The 16,517-nt window shown below is 72.9% G+C and carries 13 protein-coding genes; 4 read left to right on the top strand and 9 right to left on the bottom strand.

Going from position 1 to position 16,517, the window contains the following annotated elements:
- Window positions 1-42: 42 nt before the first annotated feature.
- Window positions 43-594 carry a DinB family protein gene (locus ACZ2G1_RS07670; protein WP_017832588.1) on the top strand — a complete coding sequence of 184 codons (552 nt, stop codon included), beginning with the start codon at window positions 43-45 and terminating at the stop codon, window positions 592-594.
- Between the two features lie 48 nt (window positions 595-642).
- On the opposite strand, the gene ACZ2G1_RS07665 is transcribed toward ACZ2G1_RS07670, so the two are convergent.
- Entirely contained in the window at window positions 643-1,059 is a 417-nt protein-coding gene (locus ACZ2G1_RS07665; RefSeq protein WP_470377654.1) for a VOC family protein, read from the bottom strand.
- Between the two features lie 342 nt (window positions 1,060-1,401).
- Between ACZ2G1_RS07665 and ACZ2G1_RS07660 the strand changes: the two genes are divergently transcribed.
- Window positions 1,402-2,010 carry a CDP-alcohol phosphatidyltransferase family protein gene (locus ACZ2G1_RS07660; protein WP_052133014.1) on the top strand — a complete coding sequence of 203 codons (609 nt, stop codon included), beginning with the start codon at window positions 1,402-1,404 and terminating at the stop codon, window positions 2,008-2,010.
- On the opposite strand, the gene ppgK is transcribed toward ACZ2G1_RS07660, so the two are convergent.
- The 8 genes from ppgK to ACZ2G1_RS07620 form a co-directional block, all read right to left on the bottom strand.
- Complete coding sequence (ppgK, locus tag ACZ2G1_RS07655; RefSeq protein ID WP_272026122.1) at window positions 1,980-2,816, bottom strand: polyphosphate--glucose phosphotransferase; 837 nt, start codon at window positions 2,814-2,816, stop codon at window positions 1,980-1,982. The genes ACZ2G1_RS07660 and ppgK overlap by 31 nt on opposite strands.
- A 208-nt stretch (window positions 2,817-3,024) precedes the next feature.
- Window positions 3,025-3,324: a hypothetical protein gene (locus tag ACZ2G1_RS07650; RefSeq protein ID WP_470377653.1), complete on the bottom strand. Its 300-nt coding sequence runs from the start codon at window positions 3,322-3,324 to the stop codon at window positions 3,025-3,027.
- Window positions 3,325-3,927: 603 nt separating this feature from the next.
- Window positions 3,928-5,451 (bottom strand): SulP family inorganic anion transporter, encoded by a 1,524-nt coding sequence (locus tag ACZ2G1_RS07645; protein ID WP_272026120.1) that lies wholly within the window; start codon window positions 5,449-5,451, stop codon window positions 3,928-3,930.
- A 204-nt stretch (window positions 5,452-5,655) separates the two neighbouring features.
- A complete protein-coding gene (locus ACZ2G1_RS07640; RefSeq protein ID WP_272026119.1) occupies window positions 5,656-7,773 on the bottom strand; it encodes an acyltransferase family protein in 2,118 nt (705 codons plus the stop codon).
- Complete coding sequence (locus ACZ2G1_RS07635; RefSeq protein ID WP_017832581.1) at window positions 7,770-8,138, bottom strand: MerR family transcriptional regulator; 369 nt, start codon at window positions 8,136-8,138, stop codon at window positions 7,770-7,772. Before ACZ2G1_RS07635 ends, ACZ2G1_RS07640 begins: the two co-directional genes overlap by 4 nt.
- A 79-nt stretch (window positions 8,139-8,217) precedes the next feature.
- Window positions 8,218-9,903, bottom strand: coding sequence for a ribonuclease J (locus ACZ2G1_RS07630; protein ID WP_017832580.1), 1,686 nt, complete (start codon window positions 9,901-9,903; stop codon window positions 8,218-8,220).
- 275 nt (window positions 9,904-10,178) lie between these two features.
- Entirely contained in the window at window positions 10,179-11,150 is a 972-nt protein-coding gene (locus ACZ2G1_RS07625; RefSeq protein WP_470377652.1) for a CapA family protein, read from the bottom strand.
- Window positions 11,151-11,297: 147 nt separating this feature from the next.
- Window positions 11,298-12,650 carry an MFS transporter gene (locus tag ACZ2G1_RS07620; RefSeq protein WP_043738673.1) on the bottom strand — a complete coding sequence of 451 codons (1,353 nt, stop codon included), beginning with the start codon at window positions 12,648-12,650 and terminating at the stop codon, window positions 11,298-11,300.
- Window positions 12,651-12,875: 225 nt separating this feature from the next.
- On the opposite strand from ACZ2G1_RS07620, the gene ACZ2G1_RS07615 reads away from it, so the two are divergent.
- Complete coding sequence (locus ACZ2G1_RS07615) at window positions 12,876-13,451, top strand: hemerythrin domain-containing protein (protein WP_470377651.1); 576 nt, start codon at window positions 12,876-12,878, stop codon at window positions 13,449-13,451.
- A gap of 261 nt (window positions 13,452-13,712) precedes the next feature.
- On the top strand, window positions 13,713-16,328 hold the full coding sequence (clpB, locus tag ACZ2G1_RS07610; protein WP_017832576.1) for an ATP-dependent chaperone ClpB: 2,616 nt from the start codon (window positions 13,713-13,715) through the stop codon (window positions 16,326-16,328).
- Window positions 16,329-16,517: the final 189 nt, after the last annotated feature.

Raw genomic sequence — 16,517 nt, 5'->3', positions numbered from 1 at the left:
CGGGACCTCGCCGCACCCGGTGGGCCCGGGTACATTGGCCGCATGACCACCGAGCGCCCCGGAACCCCCGACACCTCCCCGGTCCCTCCGGAGACCAAGGACTGGACCGTGGTGCTCGACCGGGGCTGTCCCGACTGCGGGTTCGACCCGGACTACGACGTCACGAGCACGGGGGAGCGGGCGCGGGCCACGGTCGAGCGCTGGGCGGCGGTCCTCGACCGCCTGGGCATGACGGACCGGCCCCGCCCGGGGACGTGGTCCCCGCTGGAGTACGCCTGCCACGTCCGGGACCTCTGCCGGGTCTTCCGCGAGCGGCTGCGGCTCATGCTCGACGAGCAGGACCCGGTCTTCGCGGACTGGGACCAGGACGCCGCGGCGGTCGAGGGGCAGTACAACCTGCAGGACCCCTACGAGGTCTCCGGGGAGCTCGCGCAGGAGGTCCGCGCCACCGCGGACGCCTTCGACGCCGTGACCGGGGAGCAGTGGGCCCGGACCGGCAGGCGCGGGGACGGCAAGGACTTCACCGTGGCGAGCTTCGCGGCGTACTTCCTGCACGACGTCGAGCACCACCTGCGCGTCGACGTCCGCGGCTGAGCCGGCCCCGGCCGCACCTCCCGGCGCGGACGGGCCGGGCGGGCACGTTCAGCCGAGGTGCACGGTCCCGTCGTCGTCGATCCGCCACCCCGGGTTGTGCGCGATCTCCCACACCACGCCGTTGGGATCGGCGACGTGCGCGTGGAAGATGCCCCCGAAGGCGCCCGGCCGCGGGCTCGTGAGCACGGTCCCGCCCGCGGCGCTCATCGCGTCGACGCTCGCGCGCACCGCGGCCTCGCCGTCCACGTTGTGCGCGAGCGTCACGCCCTGCGCCGGGGTGGCCGATGGGAGGCCCAGGTCCTCGGCGAACTTCCCGGCGTCGAAGAGACCCAGGACCGTCCCCTGGGCGATCTGGAAGAAGAGGATCTCGCCCGGGACGTCGAGCAGCGGCTCCCAGCCGAGACCCCGCGCGTAGAACTCGCGGGCGGCGTCGAGGTCCGGGGTGGACAGGGTGAGGAAGTGCACGCGAGGATCCACAGCGGTCCTTCGGTCGGGCCCGGCCCCGGTGAGCGGGACGGACGGGGTGGCGCGCCCGGTGTCGGGCCGAGGACGCGCACCGGGTCGGAGCTCACCGGGCGAGGGTGCACAGGGTGCGCCGGCGGAGCCGTTGCGGGCGCACCGGCGGCCGGCGACGAGGCTCCCGCCCCATTCTGCCCGGGCGGCCCGTGTGCGGCCAGGGACCGTGCCGGCCCTCGCGCCGGGCGGCGTCATTTCCCGGGTCGCCCGGCGCCGACCAGATAGTCTCGAGGGCAGCACCGACGGGCGCGGACCGTTCGCCCGGGAGCGCCGGAGGACGGGACGAGGCACATGGCACAGCAGCACCAGGACGCGGTCGAGCCGGCGGAGTCGCCGTACTACGACCGGGTGCTCACGGTGCCCAACGTGGTCTCGGTGGTGCGGTTCGCGCTCATCGTCCCGGCCGTTCTGGCCGTCCTCGACATCGACGAGCGGCCGGTGCGCGCGCTGGTCCTCGTCGCCCTCTTCTCCCTGACGGACTGGGTCGACGGCGCCCTGGCCCGGGCGCTCCGGCAGCGCAGCCGGGTCGGGGAGGTCATGGACCCCATTGCCGACCGGCTGGGGACCGTGGCGATCGCCGTGGCCGCGAGCATCGTCGGGCTGTTCCCCTGGTGGGTGCTGATCGTCATCGCGGTCGTCGACGTCGTGGTGGGGATCGCCACCCTGGTCCGGCGGTCCCTCGGCACCCTGCGGGTCACGACGGTCGGCAAGGCGAAGACCGCCCTGCTCATGGTGGGGACCGTGCTCGTGCTGGCGGGGCCCGCCTGGTCCACCCCCGAGGTGACGGACGTCGGCCGGGTCATGGTCCAGGTGGCGGCCGTCCTGCACGTCCTGGCGGGCGTGCAGTACTTCCGCCAGGCCCTCCGGGGTCAGGCCGATGCCGGCGGCACGGCGAGGTAGGCGTGCCGGGCGGCGCCGATGATGCCCGCCGCGTTGCGCAGCTCGGCCGGGACGACGCGCGTGTCCAGGCGCAGACGGGGCAGGAAGTCCTCGTGCCGGGCGGAGATCCCGCCGCCGACTACGATCAGGTCCGGTGAGAAGAGGAACTCCAGGTGCGCGAAGTACTGCTGGAGACGCTCGGCGTAGTCCGGCCAGTCCAGTCCTTCCCGCTCCCGGGCCACCGCCGAGGCCCGCACCTCGGCGTCGACCCCGCCGAGCTCCAGGTGGCCCAGTTCGACGTTGGGCACCAGCTTCCCGTCCACGAACAGCGCCGAGCCGATGCCGGTGCCCAGGGTGATGACCAGGACGGTGCCGCTGGCCCCGCGCCCGGCGCCGTAGCGGAGCTCGGCCAGGCCCGCGGCGTCGGCGTCGTTGAGGACGTGGACGGTGCGTCCCAGCCGCTCCGTGAGGAACCGGTGGACGTCCAGGCCGATCCACGCGTCGTCGATGTTCGCGGCGGAGCGCGCCACGCCGTGGCGGATGATCGCGGGGAGCGCCACGCCCACGCTGGCCTCCGGGTGCGGGGCCTGGGGACCGGCGGCGAGCTCCTGCACGATGAGCACGAGCTGCTCGGCCAGGGCCTCCGGTGTGGCAGGGAGGGGGGTGGGGCGCTGGAGGACCGGGGTGATCAGCTCGCCGTCGGCCATGTCCACGGCCGCGTACTTGATCAGGGTGCCGCCGACGTCCACCCCGATGTGGTGCCGGTGCAGGGTCGACCAGCCGGCCGGCGCGGAGGGTGGGACGGGGCGGGGCGAGAGGTTGGCCATCCGACATCCTAGGGTCGAGGTGGGGGCACGGGGCGACGACGGGCGCGCTGCGTCCGGCTCGCTGCGCCCGACCGGGTGCGGGCCGTCGTCGGGGCCGGCACCCCGGACCATTGTGCCACCGCGGCCGCCGGGGCCGTGGAGGTGGCGCCGCGCCCGAGGCGCGGTCCGAGGAGCTCCGAGGAAGATCCGTCGCGGTGGAGGTGCCGGCTCAGGCGCGCGGCCAGAGGCCCGGTGCGCTGCCGCGGTCCTGCGGGCCGGTGTCGTCCCGGGAGCCCGCGTCGATCTCCCACGAGAACGGCACCCGGGCGACGGGCGCGTCCCGGACGAGTCCGTTGACCGCGCGGGCGAGCAGGTCGCGGTGGGCGGCCGGCAGTCTCAGGCACCCGTGCAGGTACGCGTCGACCTCCAGCATCCCGGCCTCGCCGCCGAGCTGGAAGCAGTGCCACCAGACCCGGGCCGCGTCGAGACCGGCGCGCTCGACGGCGTGCCGGGCGAGGCGTGCCTGCACGGCTCCGATCCTGTCGTCGTCCACGGTCCCCCTACTGTGGTGCGTCGCTCCGAGGACGGTCCCGGACCGGGCGCGACGCTGCGCAGCGGTCCGGGACCGTCCGTGGCGGCGCGGTGGCGCCGCCGCCCCCATCATGGTTCCGGGTGGGCCGCGGGGTCACCACACGGAGCCCGGGCGCGTGCGTTTTCCGGAACGTCGGTGCTTCCTCCGGACGCCCGGGCCCGGACGGGCACCACCGACGGGGCCGGGCGGAGCGGGGTGCGGGGGTGCCGGCGGACGGGGCCGGCACACAGAAGGGGAGCGGGGCGGCCCCCCAGCCGGCCCCGCTCCCTGCTGCTCCCGCGCCGGGACCCGATGCGGGTGACGCCCCCCGGAGTCCGGAGGCGGCGCGCTGTCGGTCGACGGTGCGGGAGCCGGGGGATGATCCTTGGCGGACCACAGAATCCCCTGGTGAGAAGCAACAATGCTCGATCCCGCGGCGTACGGCAAGACCCCTCAGTGTGACCCAGTTCACATGCAGACACATAGGGTTGTGATCGCAAATGCACAGCCCGGCAGAGTGTGCTCGGGCGCCGTGCCGCGGCGCCGGGCGGGTGTGCCGGGTCAGTGCTCGGAGTTGAGCATTCCGCCCAGGCGCACCCGCATCCGGCGGCTGGCCTGGTTGAGCCCGACGATCGCCACGTCCTTGCCGTAGTGGGCGTACTTGTCCGTCACGGAGTCCAGGGCGGCGACGGTGGAGGCGTCCCAGAGATGGGAGTCGGAGAAGTCGATGACGATCCGCTGGGGATCCCCGGCGTAGTCGAACATCGTGTAGAGATCGTTGGAGGAGGCGAAGAACAGCTCCCCGTGCACGGTGTAGACCGCCGTCTCCCGGCCGTCGCGCCGCTCGAGCGCACGGTCGACGGTGACGAAGTGGGCCACCCGGCGGGCGAAGGCGACCATCGCCACGAGCACCCCCACGATCACGCCGAGGGCGAGGTTGTGCGTCCACACGGTCACGGCCACGGTGGAGAGCATCACCAGGGTCTCCGGGAGGGGCATCCGCGCCAGGGTCGCGGGGCGGACCGAGTGCCAGTCGAACGTCGCCCAGGACACGAAGATCATGATGGCCACCAGGGCGGCCATCGGGATGACCGCCACGACCTCGCCGAGGGTCACGACGAGGAGCAGCAGGAAGATCCCGGCCAGGAAGGTGGAGATGCGGGTGCGGGCCCCGGAGGCGCGCACGTTGATCATCGTCTGGCCGATCATCGCGCACCCGCCCATCCCGCCGAAGAAGCCGGTCACGATGTTGGCCGCGCCCTGCGCCCAGGACTCGCGGGTCTTGTTCGAGCGCGTGTCGGTGATGTCGTCGACGAGCTTCGCCGTCATCAGCGACTCGAGCAGGCCCACCAGCGCCATGGTCAGGGCGAACGGGGCGATGATCCGGAAGGTCTCCAGGTCCAGCGGGACGTCGGGGAAGAACAGCGACGGCAGGGACTCGGGCAGCTCGCCCTTGTCGCCGACGCTCGGCACGTCCATGCCCATCGGCACCACGATCGCGGTGATCACCACGATGGCCACCAGCGGAGCGGGGACCACTCCGGTCAGCCGGGGGAACAGGAACACGATGGCCAGGCCCAGGGCCGTGAGCGGGTAGACGGCCCAAGGCACCCCGATCAGCTCGGGGACCTGGGAGCTGAAGATCAGGATGGCCAGGGCGTTGACGAAGCCCACCATGACCGAGCGCGGGATGAAGCGCATCAGCCGTGCCGCGCCGATCAGGGCCAGGACCACCTGGAAGACCCCGGCCAGGATCACCGCGGCGATGAAGTGGTCGATGCCGTGGGAGGCCACCAGCGGGGCGATCACCAGGGCCACCGCGCCGGTGGCCGCGGAGATCATCGCGGGCCGGCCGCCCAGCACGGCCGTGGTCACGGCCATGGTGAAGGACGCGAACAGGCCCAGGCGGGGATCCACCCCGGCGATGATCGAGAAGGCGATCGCCTCCGGGATGAGCGCCAGGGCCACCACGAGCCCGGCCAGGACCTCGGTCTTGAGGTGACGGGGGGACCGGAGGGTCAGGCGCACCGACTGGCGCTGCTCGGGCGTGAGATCGGCCGCGGGACCGGCTGTCGTGGTGGCCAAGGAGGCTCCGTTCGCAGGAGAGGAGGGCGGGGAAAGGCTGGGCGGAAGGGCTGGGGTCGTCCCGGGTGCTGCGCATGCGGGTGGACACGGCGTCGCGCGGGCGGTGCGGCGTCCGGGTGCGGAGGCGCTCCGGCGGGGACCGCGTCGTCACCCTATCCTAACGTGAGGGTAGGGTCCTCGGCCGCGTGGCGGGGGAGAGGTGGCTCACGTCCGGTCGAGGGCGGCCAGCAGGCGCTCCTCGACGTCGGGCACCAGCGTCTCGCCGTAGCTGGAGGTGACGTGGTCGAGGTCGCGGTAGACCATGATGTTGCCGACCACCCCGGGGCAGGTGGTCCCGGTGCACAGCCGGTCGGTGAGGTCGATGCTGTGCAGGTCCTCGTGCCGGGCGGCCAGCTCCTCCAGCGGGTTGACGGGGAGCAGCGACTCGGAGCGGGGGACGTTGCAGCGGTCGCGGTCGGGCCCGTAGGTCTCCACGCACTCGAACATGTCGTAGGGGAAGCGCGGGTTGTCGCGGAAGGCCAGCACCGGGATGCCGGCGTCCAGGAACGGTTGCACACCGGCCTCGTAGCCCTCGACGAGCTTCTCGTGCGGGGCCTCGGGCAGGCTGAGGGTGCCGATGGTCAGCACCGCGTCGGGCTCGGTCTCCAGGACCGCCTCCCGGGCCGCGGTGTTGAAGTCGTTGCACTCGGCCTGGTAGTTCTCCGACTCGCTCGTGTAGCGGCAGGCGTTGCGCAGATAGGAGACCACCGTCCAGCCCTGGGCGTCGGCGACCCGGTGGATCGGCGTGAGCAGCTGCCGGGCGTGGGAGTCCCCGAGGACCACCAGGGTCAGACCGGGGTCGGTGCCGCCCGGATCGGTGCCGCCGGCGGGGTCCGGGTCGGGGGCGATGATCCTGCACTCGCCCAGCTCGGCGATGCCCGGCGGGGTCCGCTCGGGGGGACAAGGGTCCCCGATGTCGCCCCACTCCTGGTCGCGCTCGTCCTCGGTGGGGATGATCGGCACGTCCGGGACCTCGCTCGCCTCCCCGCGCAGCACCGCGGCGCCGGGGTAGTTCTGCGCGGTGCGTTCCACCCCGGCGGTGGGGTCGCGCAGCACCGTGTACTGGTGGGCGCCGGTGAGCGGTACCGCCACGAGCAGGGCGGTGGCGATCAGCCGGATCCCGCTGCGAGCACGGATCCCGGGCAGGGCGCGCCAGCCGGTCAGCAGCAGCGCGGTGACCCGGGTGAGGACCACCGAGGCGGCCAGGATCCCGAGTCCGGCCGGCACCGGCACGGTGTCCCGGGCCGTGAGCAGCAGATAGGTGATCAGCAACGGCCAGTGCCACAGGTAGATCCCGTAGGCGCGGTCCCCGAACCACTGCAGCGGACGCGCCGACAGGAGCCGGGCAGCGCCGGTCCGGGCGTCGGGTGCCAGGGCACCGCCGAGCAGGATCGCCGCGGCCCCCAGGGTGGGGGCCAGGGCGACGGTGCCGGGGAAGCGGGTGTCGGGGCCGATGAGGAAGGGGGTGGCCAGGATCGCGGCCAGCCCGGCCCAGCCCAGAACCACCCCGGTCACCCGGGCCGGGGCGCTCCGGCGCCGGGAGGCCGTTCGCGCGGTGCCGGAGCCGGCCAGGGCCAGGGCTGCCATGGAGCCCAGGGCGAACTCCCACAGCCGGGTCAGGGTGCTGAAGTAGGCCGCCTCGGGCCCGGCCGCGGTGGCCACCACCGACCAGGCCAGCGAGCCGGCGAACACGGCGGCGAACACGACCCAGGCCACCGGGCGGAACCCGGTCCCGGTCCGCCGGGCCGTCACGGCGGCCCCGGCCAGCAGCAGCGGCCACACCAGGAACACCTGGCCCTGCACCGACAGCGACCACATGTGCTGCAGCGGGGTCGTGGCCGCGGAGTTGCCGGCGTAGTAGTCCACGGCCTGGTCCGCCAGCACCCAGTTCACGACGTAGAACAGCGACCCCCAGGCCTGGGCCAGCAGCTCGGCCCACCGGCTGGGCGGGAACCAGAGGAACACCGCGGCGAGCACGGCCAGCAGCAGCACCGCCACCGGGCCCAGCAGCCGGGCGAAGGTCCGGGCCCAGTAGGCCGGCAGTTCCAGGGGCCGGCCGTGCTCGATCCGGCGGGCGAAGGAGCCTGTGAGCAGGAACGCGGAGAGCACGAAGAACACGTCCACCCCGCCGGAGACCTTCTCGGTCCACACGTGGAAGACCACCACCAGCAGCACGGCCACCCCGCGCAGACCCTGCAGGTCCGGGCGGTGGGCGGTCCGCGGGGACGGGCTGCGGAGGACCGCCACGGGCTCGGCGGCGCAGCTCGTCGAGCGCTCGGTCATCGCCGGAGCCGCTGCTCCAGCATCGCGATGAACTCGTCCGCCTGGGCCAGCTTCCTGGCCAGCCGGTCCCGCTCGGGGTGGGCCCGCTCGAGGTAGTCGGCGAGCCGGGCCTCTGCGGGCTCGTCGGCGCCGAGCAGCTCGAGCAGCTCGGCCATCTCCTCCAGGGAGAAGCCGAGCGGCTTCATCCGCTTGATGTGGGTGAGCCGTTCCACGTCCCGCTCCGTGTAGACGCGGAACCCGCCCTCGGTGCGCGAGGCCGGCAGCAGGCCCACCTCGTCGTAGTGGCGGATGGTGCGCAGGGACAGCTCGGTCCGATCGGCGAGCTCGCCGATCTGCATGGTGCCTCCGCGGACGCGCTGCGGCATCGAACGACCTCCAGGAATCAGGGGACCCCGAGTCTACCAACCGCCCGGTCCCGGCCCCGGGGCCGGGCGGTCGTGCGGCTCAGGCGTCGACGACGACGACCGTCACCAGCGGGGCCCGCCGGTAGGCGCGCTCCAGGTGGCGGGAGACGGTCTCGGCGATGATCGACTCGAGCTTCTCCAGGTCGGCGACCTTGGACGTGGCCGGGCGCGCCAGGGCGTTCTTCACCTTGTCGGCGGCCCCGTCGAAGACGTGCTCGTCGTGGACGAAGCCCTTCGCCAGGAACTCCAGCGGCTCGGCGAGCGCGTTGGTGTCGGCGTCGACGATGGCCACGACCGTGACCACTCCGCCCTCCTGCAGCAGCCGGCGCTCCACCAGGGTCTCCTCGGTGACCTTGCCCACGGTGTGGCCGTCGACGTAGACCAGACCGGCCTCCACCTGCCCGGAGATCCGCGCCCGGCCGTCGACGAGGTCGATGACGGTGCCGTCCCGGCCGATCAGCACGTTCTCCGGGTCGACACCGGTGCGGACCGCCAGCTCGGCGTTGGCGTGCAGGTGCTTGGACTCCCCGTGCACGGGCAGCACGTGGGTGGGCTTGACGATGTTGTAGCAGTAGACCAGCTCCCCGGCCGAGGCGTGGCCGGAGACGTGGACCTTGGCGTTGCCCTTGTGCACGACCTTCACGCCGAGGTCGGTGAGCTTGTTGATGATGCCGTAGATCGCGTTCTCGTTGCCCGGGATCAGCGAGCTCGCCATGAGCACCGTGTCCCCGGCGTTGAGCTGGATCTGGTGCGTCTCGTTGGCCATGCGCGAGAGCGCGGCCAGGGGCTCGCCCTGGGAGCCGGTGCACACCAGGGTGACCTTGGCGTCCGGCATGGACTGGAGCTTCTTGAAGTCGACCACCAGCCCGCGGGGGATCTTCAGGTAGCCCAGGTCGCGGGCGATGCCCATGTTCTTGACCATGGACCGGCCCACGAAGGCCACCTTGCGCCCGTGGGCGTGGGCGGCGTCGAGGACCTGCTGGATGCGGTGGACGTGGCTGGCGAAGCTGGAGACGATGATCCGCTTCGGGGCGGTGGCGAAGACCTGGTTGATCGCCGGCGTCAGCTCCTGCTCCGAGGTGGTGAAACCGGGGACCTCGGCGTTGGTGGAGTCGGTGAGGAACAGGTCCACGCCCTCGTCGCCCAGGCGGGCGAAGTGGCGCAGGTCGGTGATCCGGTCGTCCAGCGGGAACTGGTCCATCCGGAAGTCCCCGGTGTGCAGCACCAGCCCGGCGTCCGTGCGGATCGCCACGGCCAGGCTGTCCGGGATCGAGTGGTTGACCGCGACGAACTCGCACTCGAACGGGCCCGCCCTGTGGGTGTCCCCGGCCTCGACGTGGACCGCCTTCGGGGTGATCCGGTGCTCCTTGAGCTTGGACGTGATGAACGCCAGGGTCAGCTCGGAGCCGATGACCGGGATGTCCGGGCGCTCCTTGAGCAGGTACGGCACGCCCCCGATGTGGTCCTCGTGGCCGTGGGTGAGCACGATGCCGACGATGTCGCCCAACCGGTGCCGGATGGAGGTGAAGTCGGGCAGGATCACGTCGATGCCCGGCTGGTGCTCCTCGGGGAACAGCACCCCGCAGTCGACGACGAGCAGCTTGCCGGCGTGCTCGAAGACGGTCATGTTGCGTCCGATCTCGCCCAGACCGCCCAGCGGGGTGATCCGCAGGCCCCCGGAGGGCAGCGGGGGCGGGGACTTGAGCTTGCGGGAGGAAATGGTCAAAGGATTCCGCTTTCTTCGTGGGTTCAACGTGGGGTGGAGCAAGGTCGTGCGGGCGGCTCGCGTCGAGCCGGGGCCGCGTCCGGGACCTGACGGCCCCGAGAAGTCTGGGACAACTCTAACGTCGGGTCAGGGTCGCGGCGGACCGCCGGGCGGCGCGGACGGGGAACGGACCACCCCGGCGGGGGCCCGCAGGAGGCGGTGACCGGTCGTCGGCCGGGCGGGAAGGGGCGCGGTGCGGGTCCTCCGCGCGCTCGCGGCGGGACAGCGGGAGGGCGTCAGCCCAGCGCGAGGTCGAGGCACTGCTCGTCGTCGCGCCACGTGCACCGCGTGCCGAGAGCGGCGCTGAGCCGCTCCGTCCGCCGTGCGATGCCCCGGGCCTCGGCGGTGGCCGTCCTCGCCCGGAGGTCCTCGATCACCGTGGGGTGCAGGCGCGGGCGGCGGGGCAGGCCGTCCCGGACGTCGAGCAGGAAGACGAAGGACTGGTCGTTGCGCTCGTCGGGACGGACGGCGTAGTCGTCGACGAAGTCCCCGGCGCCGTAGACCACCGGCCGGCCGCGGTGCACCTCGACGCCGCGGAAGACGTGCGGGGAGTGGCCGAAGACCACGTCCGCGCCGGCCTCCACCAGCGCGTGGGCGAACGCGCGGTGCTCCGGCGGCACCTGCGCGCCCCAGTTGGGCCCCCAGTGGGCGGAGACGACGAGGAGGTCGGTGCGCTCCCGGGTCCGCCGGACGAGCTGCAGGAGGTCCCGAGCGCGGTCGTCGGCGAGGTCGACGGGCACGTGGTGGACGCCGGGGGACGCGGGGCCCGCAGCCCAGCCCGGCTCGTTGTCCGTGAAGGCGAGGAAGCCCACCGCGGTCCCGGCCCGGGTGCAGACCGCGGGGCGTCGTGCCGCCTCCGCGTCCGGGCCCGCCCCGGTGTGCAGGATGCCGTGCTCGTCGAGCAGGGGGAGCATCTCCCGCATGGCCTCCACGCCGTGGTCGAGCACGTGGTTGTTCGCCAGCGAGACGACGTCGACGCCGGCGGCCTCCAAACTCGCGACGTTCTTTCGGTCCGAGCGGAAGTGGAACCGCTTGCCGGGCCAGGGCGGGCCGTCGTCGGCGAGCACGCACTCGAGGTTCGCGAACCGCAGGTCCGCCTGCGCGAGCAGGGGGAGGGCGTCCCCCCACGGATGGGCCGGGCCCTCGTGGCGCAGCCGCTCGTCGACCAGCCGGCCGAGCATGACATCGCCGACCAGTGCGATCCGCATGAGCCGCCTCCTGTCCGGACGCTCCCATCGTGACCCCTGGCCCGCGGGCGGACAAGAGCGGCCGGTGGTGGCCGTCCCGGTCACGGGGACCACGCGGCTCCGCCGGCGCCGCCCGCCCGGGAGGCAGGAGGCGCCGGCGGCCACCGGTCACCGGCCCAGATCGGCCCAGTCGGTCATCCGGGCGCTGTTCGCCGCGGCCGGGCGCAGCTGCGCCGGCTCCGGCAGGAGCACGGACAGGTCGGAGACGGCCTGGTAGGCCCAGGAGGGCCCGGTGCGCACGGGCGAGGAGGCGGGGACGCCCCCCGTGCGGTGCAGGCGGGTCGCGTAGCCCAGGATGAGCAGGCCGGCCACGGCCAGGCCGACGCCCACCCAGGCGGGGGAGCGGTAGCCCCAGCCGGCGGTGATGACGGCGCCGCCGAGGAAGGCGCCCATCGCGTTGGCCAGGTTGAACGCCGCGTGGTTCATGGCGGCGGTCAGGGACGGGGCGTCCTTGGCCTCGCGCAGCAGGCGCATCTGCAGCGCGGTGCTGAAGAGGGCGCCCATGGCGCCGATCCACAGCACGCCGAGCACGGCCGCGACCGCGGAGTGGGCGAACAGGCCGAAGAAGGCCAGGGCCACGCCGGAGACGGCCCCCGCGCCCAGGGCGGTCTTCTCGATGGACCGGTCCAGCAGCGGGCCCGCCAGCAGGGAGCCCGCGGTCATGCCCACGCCGTACACGGCCAGCACCCACGGCACCATCGAGATGTCGAGGCCGCTCAGCTCGGTCAGGATCGGGGAGACGAACGTGTAGACCGCGAACATGCCGCCGAAGCCGACCGCCCCGGCCAGCAGGGTCAGGGCCACCTGGGGCCGGCCCAGGGCGCGGACCTCCTGGGCCACGGAGACACCGCCGCCCTTGCGGGTGCGGGGGATCCAGAGGGCGAGGGCCGCGACGGTGAGCAGGCCGATGACCACCACGAGCCCGTACCCGGCCCGCCAGCCCAGGCTCCCGCCGAGCACGGCGGCCAGGGGGACGCCCACGATGTTGGCGACCGTCAGGCCGAGCGCCACGCGGGCCACGGCGGTGCCGCGCCGCTCGCGCGGCACCAGGGAGGAGGCCACCACCGCGGCGACCCCGAAGTAGGCGCCGTGGGGCAGGCCGGAGAGGAAGCGCGCCACGTACAGCCACTCGAGGGACGGCGCGGCCGCGGACAGGACGTTGCCGGCGGTGAAGGCGACCATCAGCCCGAGCAGGAGCCTCTTGCGCTCCACCCGGGCGGTCAGGGACGTGATGAGGGGTGCGCCGACGACCACGCCCAGGGCGTAGAGGGAGATGGCGTGCCCGAGGGAGGGGATCGAGGCGTCGAGGTCCTCGGCGATGAAGGGGAGCAGGCCCATCGAGGCGAACTCGGTGGTGCCCACGCCGAAGCCGCCGAGGGCGAGGGCGAAGAGGGCGAAGCGGGTGCCGGTGCGGTCCGGGGCGTTGATCACCTGGAGCACGGCAGTGCGAGGTGCGGACATGGCGGATCCTTCCGTGCGGAACATGGGGGTGCGGGTGGAAGGCGCGTCGTCGGGCCGAACGGGTGGAAACCTCGATGCTACGGAGGATGTCGAGGGCATCCAACGGTTCGGGCCTGTGATCTTGGACAAATCGGGCATCCGTGTGATACGTGTCGCGCTCGGGTTCCAGGGCCTCGTCATGCCGCCCACGGAACCGGGAACCACGACTTCAAGGAGGCGCGTCCCATGACCGACACCCACGCTGCGGGTCCGGAGACCGATGTCATCGACATCCTCACCACCGACCACCGGGAGATGCTCGAACTGCTCGGCCAGATCGAGGGCGCCCCGGACGCCGCCCGGCGCAGGGACCTGGCCGACACCGTGATCGCGGAGGTCATGCGCCACGCCGTCGCGGAGGAGATGCACGTCTACCCGGTGATGGAGAAGCACCTGCCCGGCGGCGCCGAGGAGGTCGAGCACGACAAGAAGGAGCACGACGATCTCGTCCGGGTCATGAAGCAGGTGGAGGGCGTCGACGCCTCCGAGCCGGCGTTCATGGAGCTGATCCGCGAGATGCAGTCGCAGCTGCGCCACCACATCGAGGACGAGGAGTCCGACCAGTTCCCGAAGCTGCGGGCGCACATCCCGGCCGAGGACCTCGTGGAACTGGGCCGGAAGGTGCAGAACGCCAAGAAGGTGGCGCCGACCCGGCCGCACCCCTCCGCGCCGCACTCGGAGCTGTTCCACAAGACCGTCGGGCCCGGCGTCGGCATGGTCGACCGCCTCCGGGACCGGCTGACGGACCGGAGCACCGGCTAGCCGGGCGACGGTCCCCCGCGGACAGCACGGCACGGACCCCTGCTGGACGGGCGCCTCGCAAGGCTCGCCCGGCGGGGGTCCGTGCTGTTCCACGGGACCACGGCGGGTCGCCGGCACCGAGCGGGCACAGACCCCTGTTGCCCGGGAGTTGAGTGCGCTAGACTCAAGTTAGCTGAACTGCCCGGCCGCATCCACTGGTGATCGGCGCCGGGCCGGTTCGTCCCCGATCCGTTCCAGAACGTCCCTCGCCAAGGAGCCGCAGTGGAGACCAAGTTCACCACCAAGTCCCAGGAGGCGCTCTCCGCCGCCTCCACCAACGCCTCGACCGCGGGCAATCCGCAGGTCGAGCCCGCCCACCTCCTCAAGGCCCTCATGGACCAGCGGGAGGGTGTGGCCGTCGCCGTCCTGAAGGCCACCGGGGCCGACGTCGACGCCGTCTCCGCGCAGGCCAGCGCCGCCATCAAGGCCCTGCCCTCCGCGTCCGGCTCCTCCACGGCCCAGGCCCAGTTCAACCGGGGCGCGCTGCAGGTCATCCAGGCCGCGGAGCAGTTCGCCCAGTCCCTCGGCGACGAGTACATCTCCACCGAGCACCTCCTGTACGGCCTCGCCCAGCAGGAGGGGAAGGTTGGGGAGATCCTGCGGGGCGCGGGCGCCGGACCCGACCAGCTGAGGACCGCCGTCCCGTCCGTGAGAGGAGACCGCCGCGTGACCACACCCAACCCCGAGGGCACCTTCCAGGCGCTCGAGAAGTTCGGCGCCGACCTGACCGCCATGGCCCGCGAGGGCAAGCTGGACCCCGTCATCGGGCGGGACTCCGAGATCCGGCGCGTGGTGCAGGTGCTGTCCCGCCGCACCAAGAACAACCCCGTTCTGATCGGCGAGCCCGGCGTCGGCAAGACCGCCGTCGTCGAGGGCCTCGCCCAGCGCATGGTCGCCGGGGACGTCCCCGAGTCGCTGCGCGGCAAGACGCTGATCTCCCTGGACCTCGGGTCCATGGTGGCCGGCGCCAAGTACCGCGGCGAGTTCGAGGAGCGGCTCAAGGCCGTGCTCGAGGAGATCAAGGACTCGGAGGGGCAGATCGTCACCTTCATCGACGAGATCCACACCGTGGTCGGCGCCGGCGCCGCCGAGGGCTCGATGGACGCCGGGAACATGCTCAAGCCCATGCTGGCCCGCGGCGAGCTGCGCCTGATCGGCGCGACCACCCTGGACGAGTACCGCGAGAACATCGAGAAGGACGCCGCCCTGGAGCGCCGCTTCCAGCAGGTCTACGTCGGCGAGCCCTCCGTGGAGGACACCGTGGCGATCCTGCGCGGGCTCAAGGAGCGCTACGAGGCCCACCACAAGGTGCAGATCGCGGACGCCGCGCTCGTCGCGGCGGCCACGCTGTCCAACCGGTACATCCCGGGCCGGCAGCTGCCGGACAAGGCCATCGACCTGGTCGACGAGGCCGCCTCCCGGCTGCGCATGGAGATCGACTCCGCGCCGGAGGAGATCGACCAGCTGCGCCGCGCCGTCGACCGCCTGACCATGGAGGAGCTCGCGCTGGAGCGCGAGACCGACCCCGCGTCCGTCGAGCGCCTCGCCGCGCTGCGCCAGGAGCTGGCCGACAAGAAGGCGGACCTGGACGCCCTCAACGCCCGGTGGGAGGCCGAGAAGGCCGGCCTGAACCGCGTCGGCGACCTCAAGGAGCGGATCGACAACCTGCGCTCGCAGGCGGAGATGGCCCAGCGCCAGGGCGACCTCGCGGAGGCCTCCCGGCTGCTCTACGGCGAGATCCCGGCGCTGCAGAAGGAGCTCGACGCCGCCCAGGAGCAGGAGGACACCTCCGCCCCGCACGACACCATGGTCTCCGAGGAGGTCACGGCCGACGACGTCGCCGAGGTGATCTCGGCCTGGACCGGCATCCCCGCCGGGCGCATGCTCCAGGGCGAGACCGAGAAGCTGCTGCACATGGAGGAGGTGCTCGGGAAGCGGCTCATCGGCCAGCACCGGGCCGTGCAGGCCGTCGCCGACGCCGTGCGCCGCTCGCGCGCCGGGATCTCCGACCCGAACCGGCCGATCGGCTCCTTCCTGTTCCTGGGTCCCACCGGCGTGGGCAAGACCGAGCTCGCGAAGTCCCTCGCGGAGTTCCAGTTCGACGACGAGCGCGCGCTGGTGCGGATCGACATGTCCGAGTACGGGGAGAAGCACACGGTCTCCCGGCTGGTCGGCGCCCCTCCGGGCTACGTCGGCTACGAGGAGGGCGGCCAGCTCACCGAGTCCGTGCGGCGCCGCCCGTACTCGGTGGTCCTGCTGGACGAGATCGAGAAGGCCCACCCGGACGTCTTCGACATCCTGCTGCAGGTGCTCGACGACGGCCGGCTCACCGACGGGCAGGGGCGCACGGTGGACTTCCGCAACGTGATCCTGATCCTCACCTCCAACCTGGGCAGCCAGTTCCTGGTGGACCAGACCATCGAGCCCGAGGCGAAGAAGCAGGCGGTGATGAACGTGGTCAACGCCTCGTTCAAGCCCGAGTTCCTGAACCGGCTCGACGACGTGATCCTGTTCGACCCGCTGTCCACGTCCGACCTGTCGAAGATCGTGGACATCCAGGTCGCCCAGCTCGCCGAGCGCCTGGGCCAGCGCCGCCTGCGCCTGGAGGTCACGCCCGCGGCCACCGAGTGGCTGGGCCTCACCGGCTACGACCCGGCCTACGGCGCCCGGCCGCTGCGCCGGCTGGTGCAGCGGGAGATCGGGGACAAGCTCGCCAGGGCGATCCTCTCCGGGGCGGTCGTGGACGGGGATGCGGTCCGGGTGGACGTCGACGCCGACGTCGTGGCGGACGGGCTCACCGTCACCGCCGTGTCCGAGCGGGCGCACGCCGCGGACTGAGCTGCGGGGCGCGCCGCCGGCCGGCGGGCCGCCGTCGGGGAGTCCCGGCGACGGCCCGCCGTCGGGGCTCCCGGACCGCGTTCCGCCCGCCTCCCGTGAGGTTGCCGACAGTCCACCGCGCCGGTCCCAGGCCGGGCGCAACGGGCTGACAAACCATGTACCCTGGTCTCACGAACCATTCATACGACA

It is taken from the genome of Kocuria sp. KKT182 (assembly GCF_055635395.1).
This window is presented reverse-complemented; position numbering and strand designations above follow the sequence as displayed.

Bases quoted from the DNA above. Each gene is read 5' to 3' on its own strand.
- ACZ2G1_RS07660 (WP_052133014.1), top strand. From the start codon at position 1,402: ATGGCACAGCAGCACCAGGACGCGGTCGAGCCGGCGGAGTCGCCGTAC.
- ppgK (WP_272026122.1), bottom strand. From the start codon at position 2,816: ATGGCCAACCTCTCGCCCCGCCCCGTCCCACCCTCCGCGCCGGCCGGC.
- ACZ2G1_RS07670 (WP_017832588.1), top strand. From the start codon at position 43: ATGACCACCGAGCGCCCCGGAACCCCCGACACCTCCCCGGTCCCTCCG.
- ACZ2G1_RS07635 (WP_017832581.1), bottom strand. From the start codon at position 8,138: ATGCCGCAGCGCGTCCGCGGAGGCACCATGCAGATCGGCGAGCTCGCC.
- ACZ2G1_RS07620 (WP_043738673.1), bottom strand. From the start codon at position 12,650: ATGTCCGCACCTCGCACTGCCGTGCTCCAGGTGATCAACGCCCCGGAC.
- ACZ2G1_RS07625 (WP_470377652.1), bottom strand. From the start codon at position 11,150: ATGCGGATCGCACTGGTCGGCGATGTCATGCTCGGCCGGCTGGTCGAC.
- ACZ2G1_RS07615 (WP_470377651.1), top strand. From the start codon at position 12,876: ATGACCGACACCCACGCTGCGGGTCCGGAGACCGATGTCATCGACATC.
- ACZ2G1_RS07640 (WP_272026119.1), bottom strand. From the start codon at position 7,773: ATGACCGAGCGCTCGACGAGCTGCGCCGCCGAGCCCGTGGCGGTCCTC.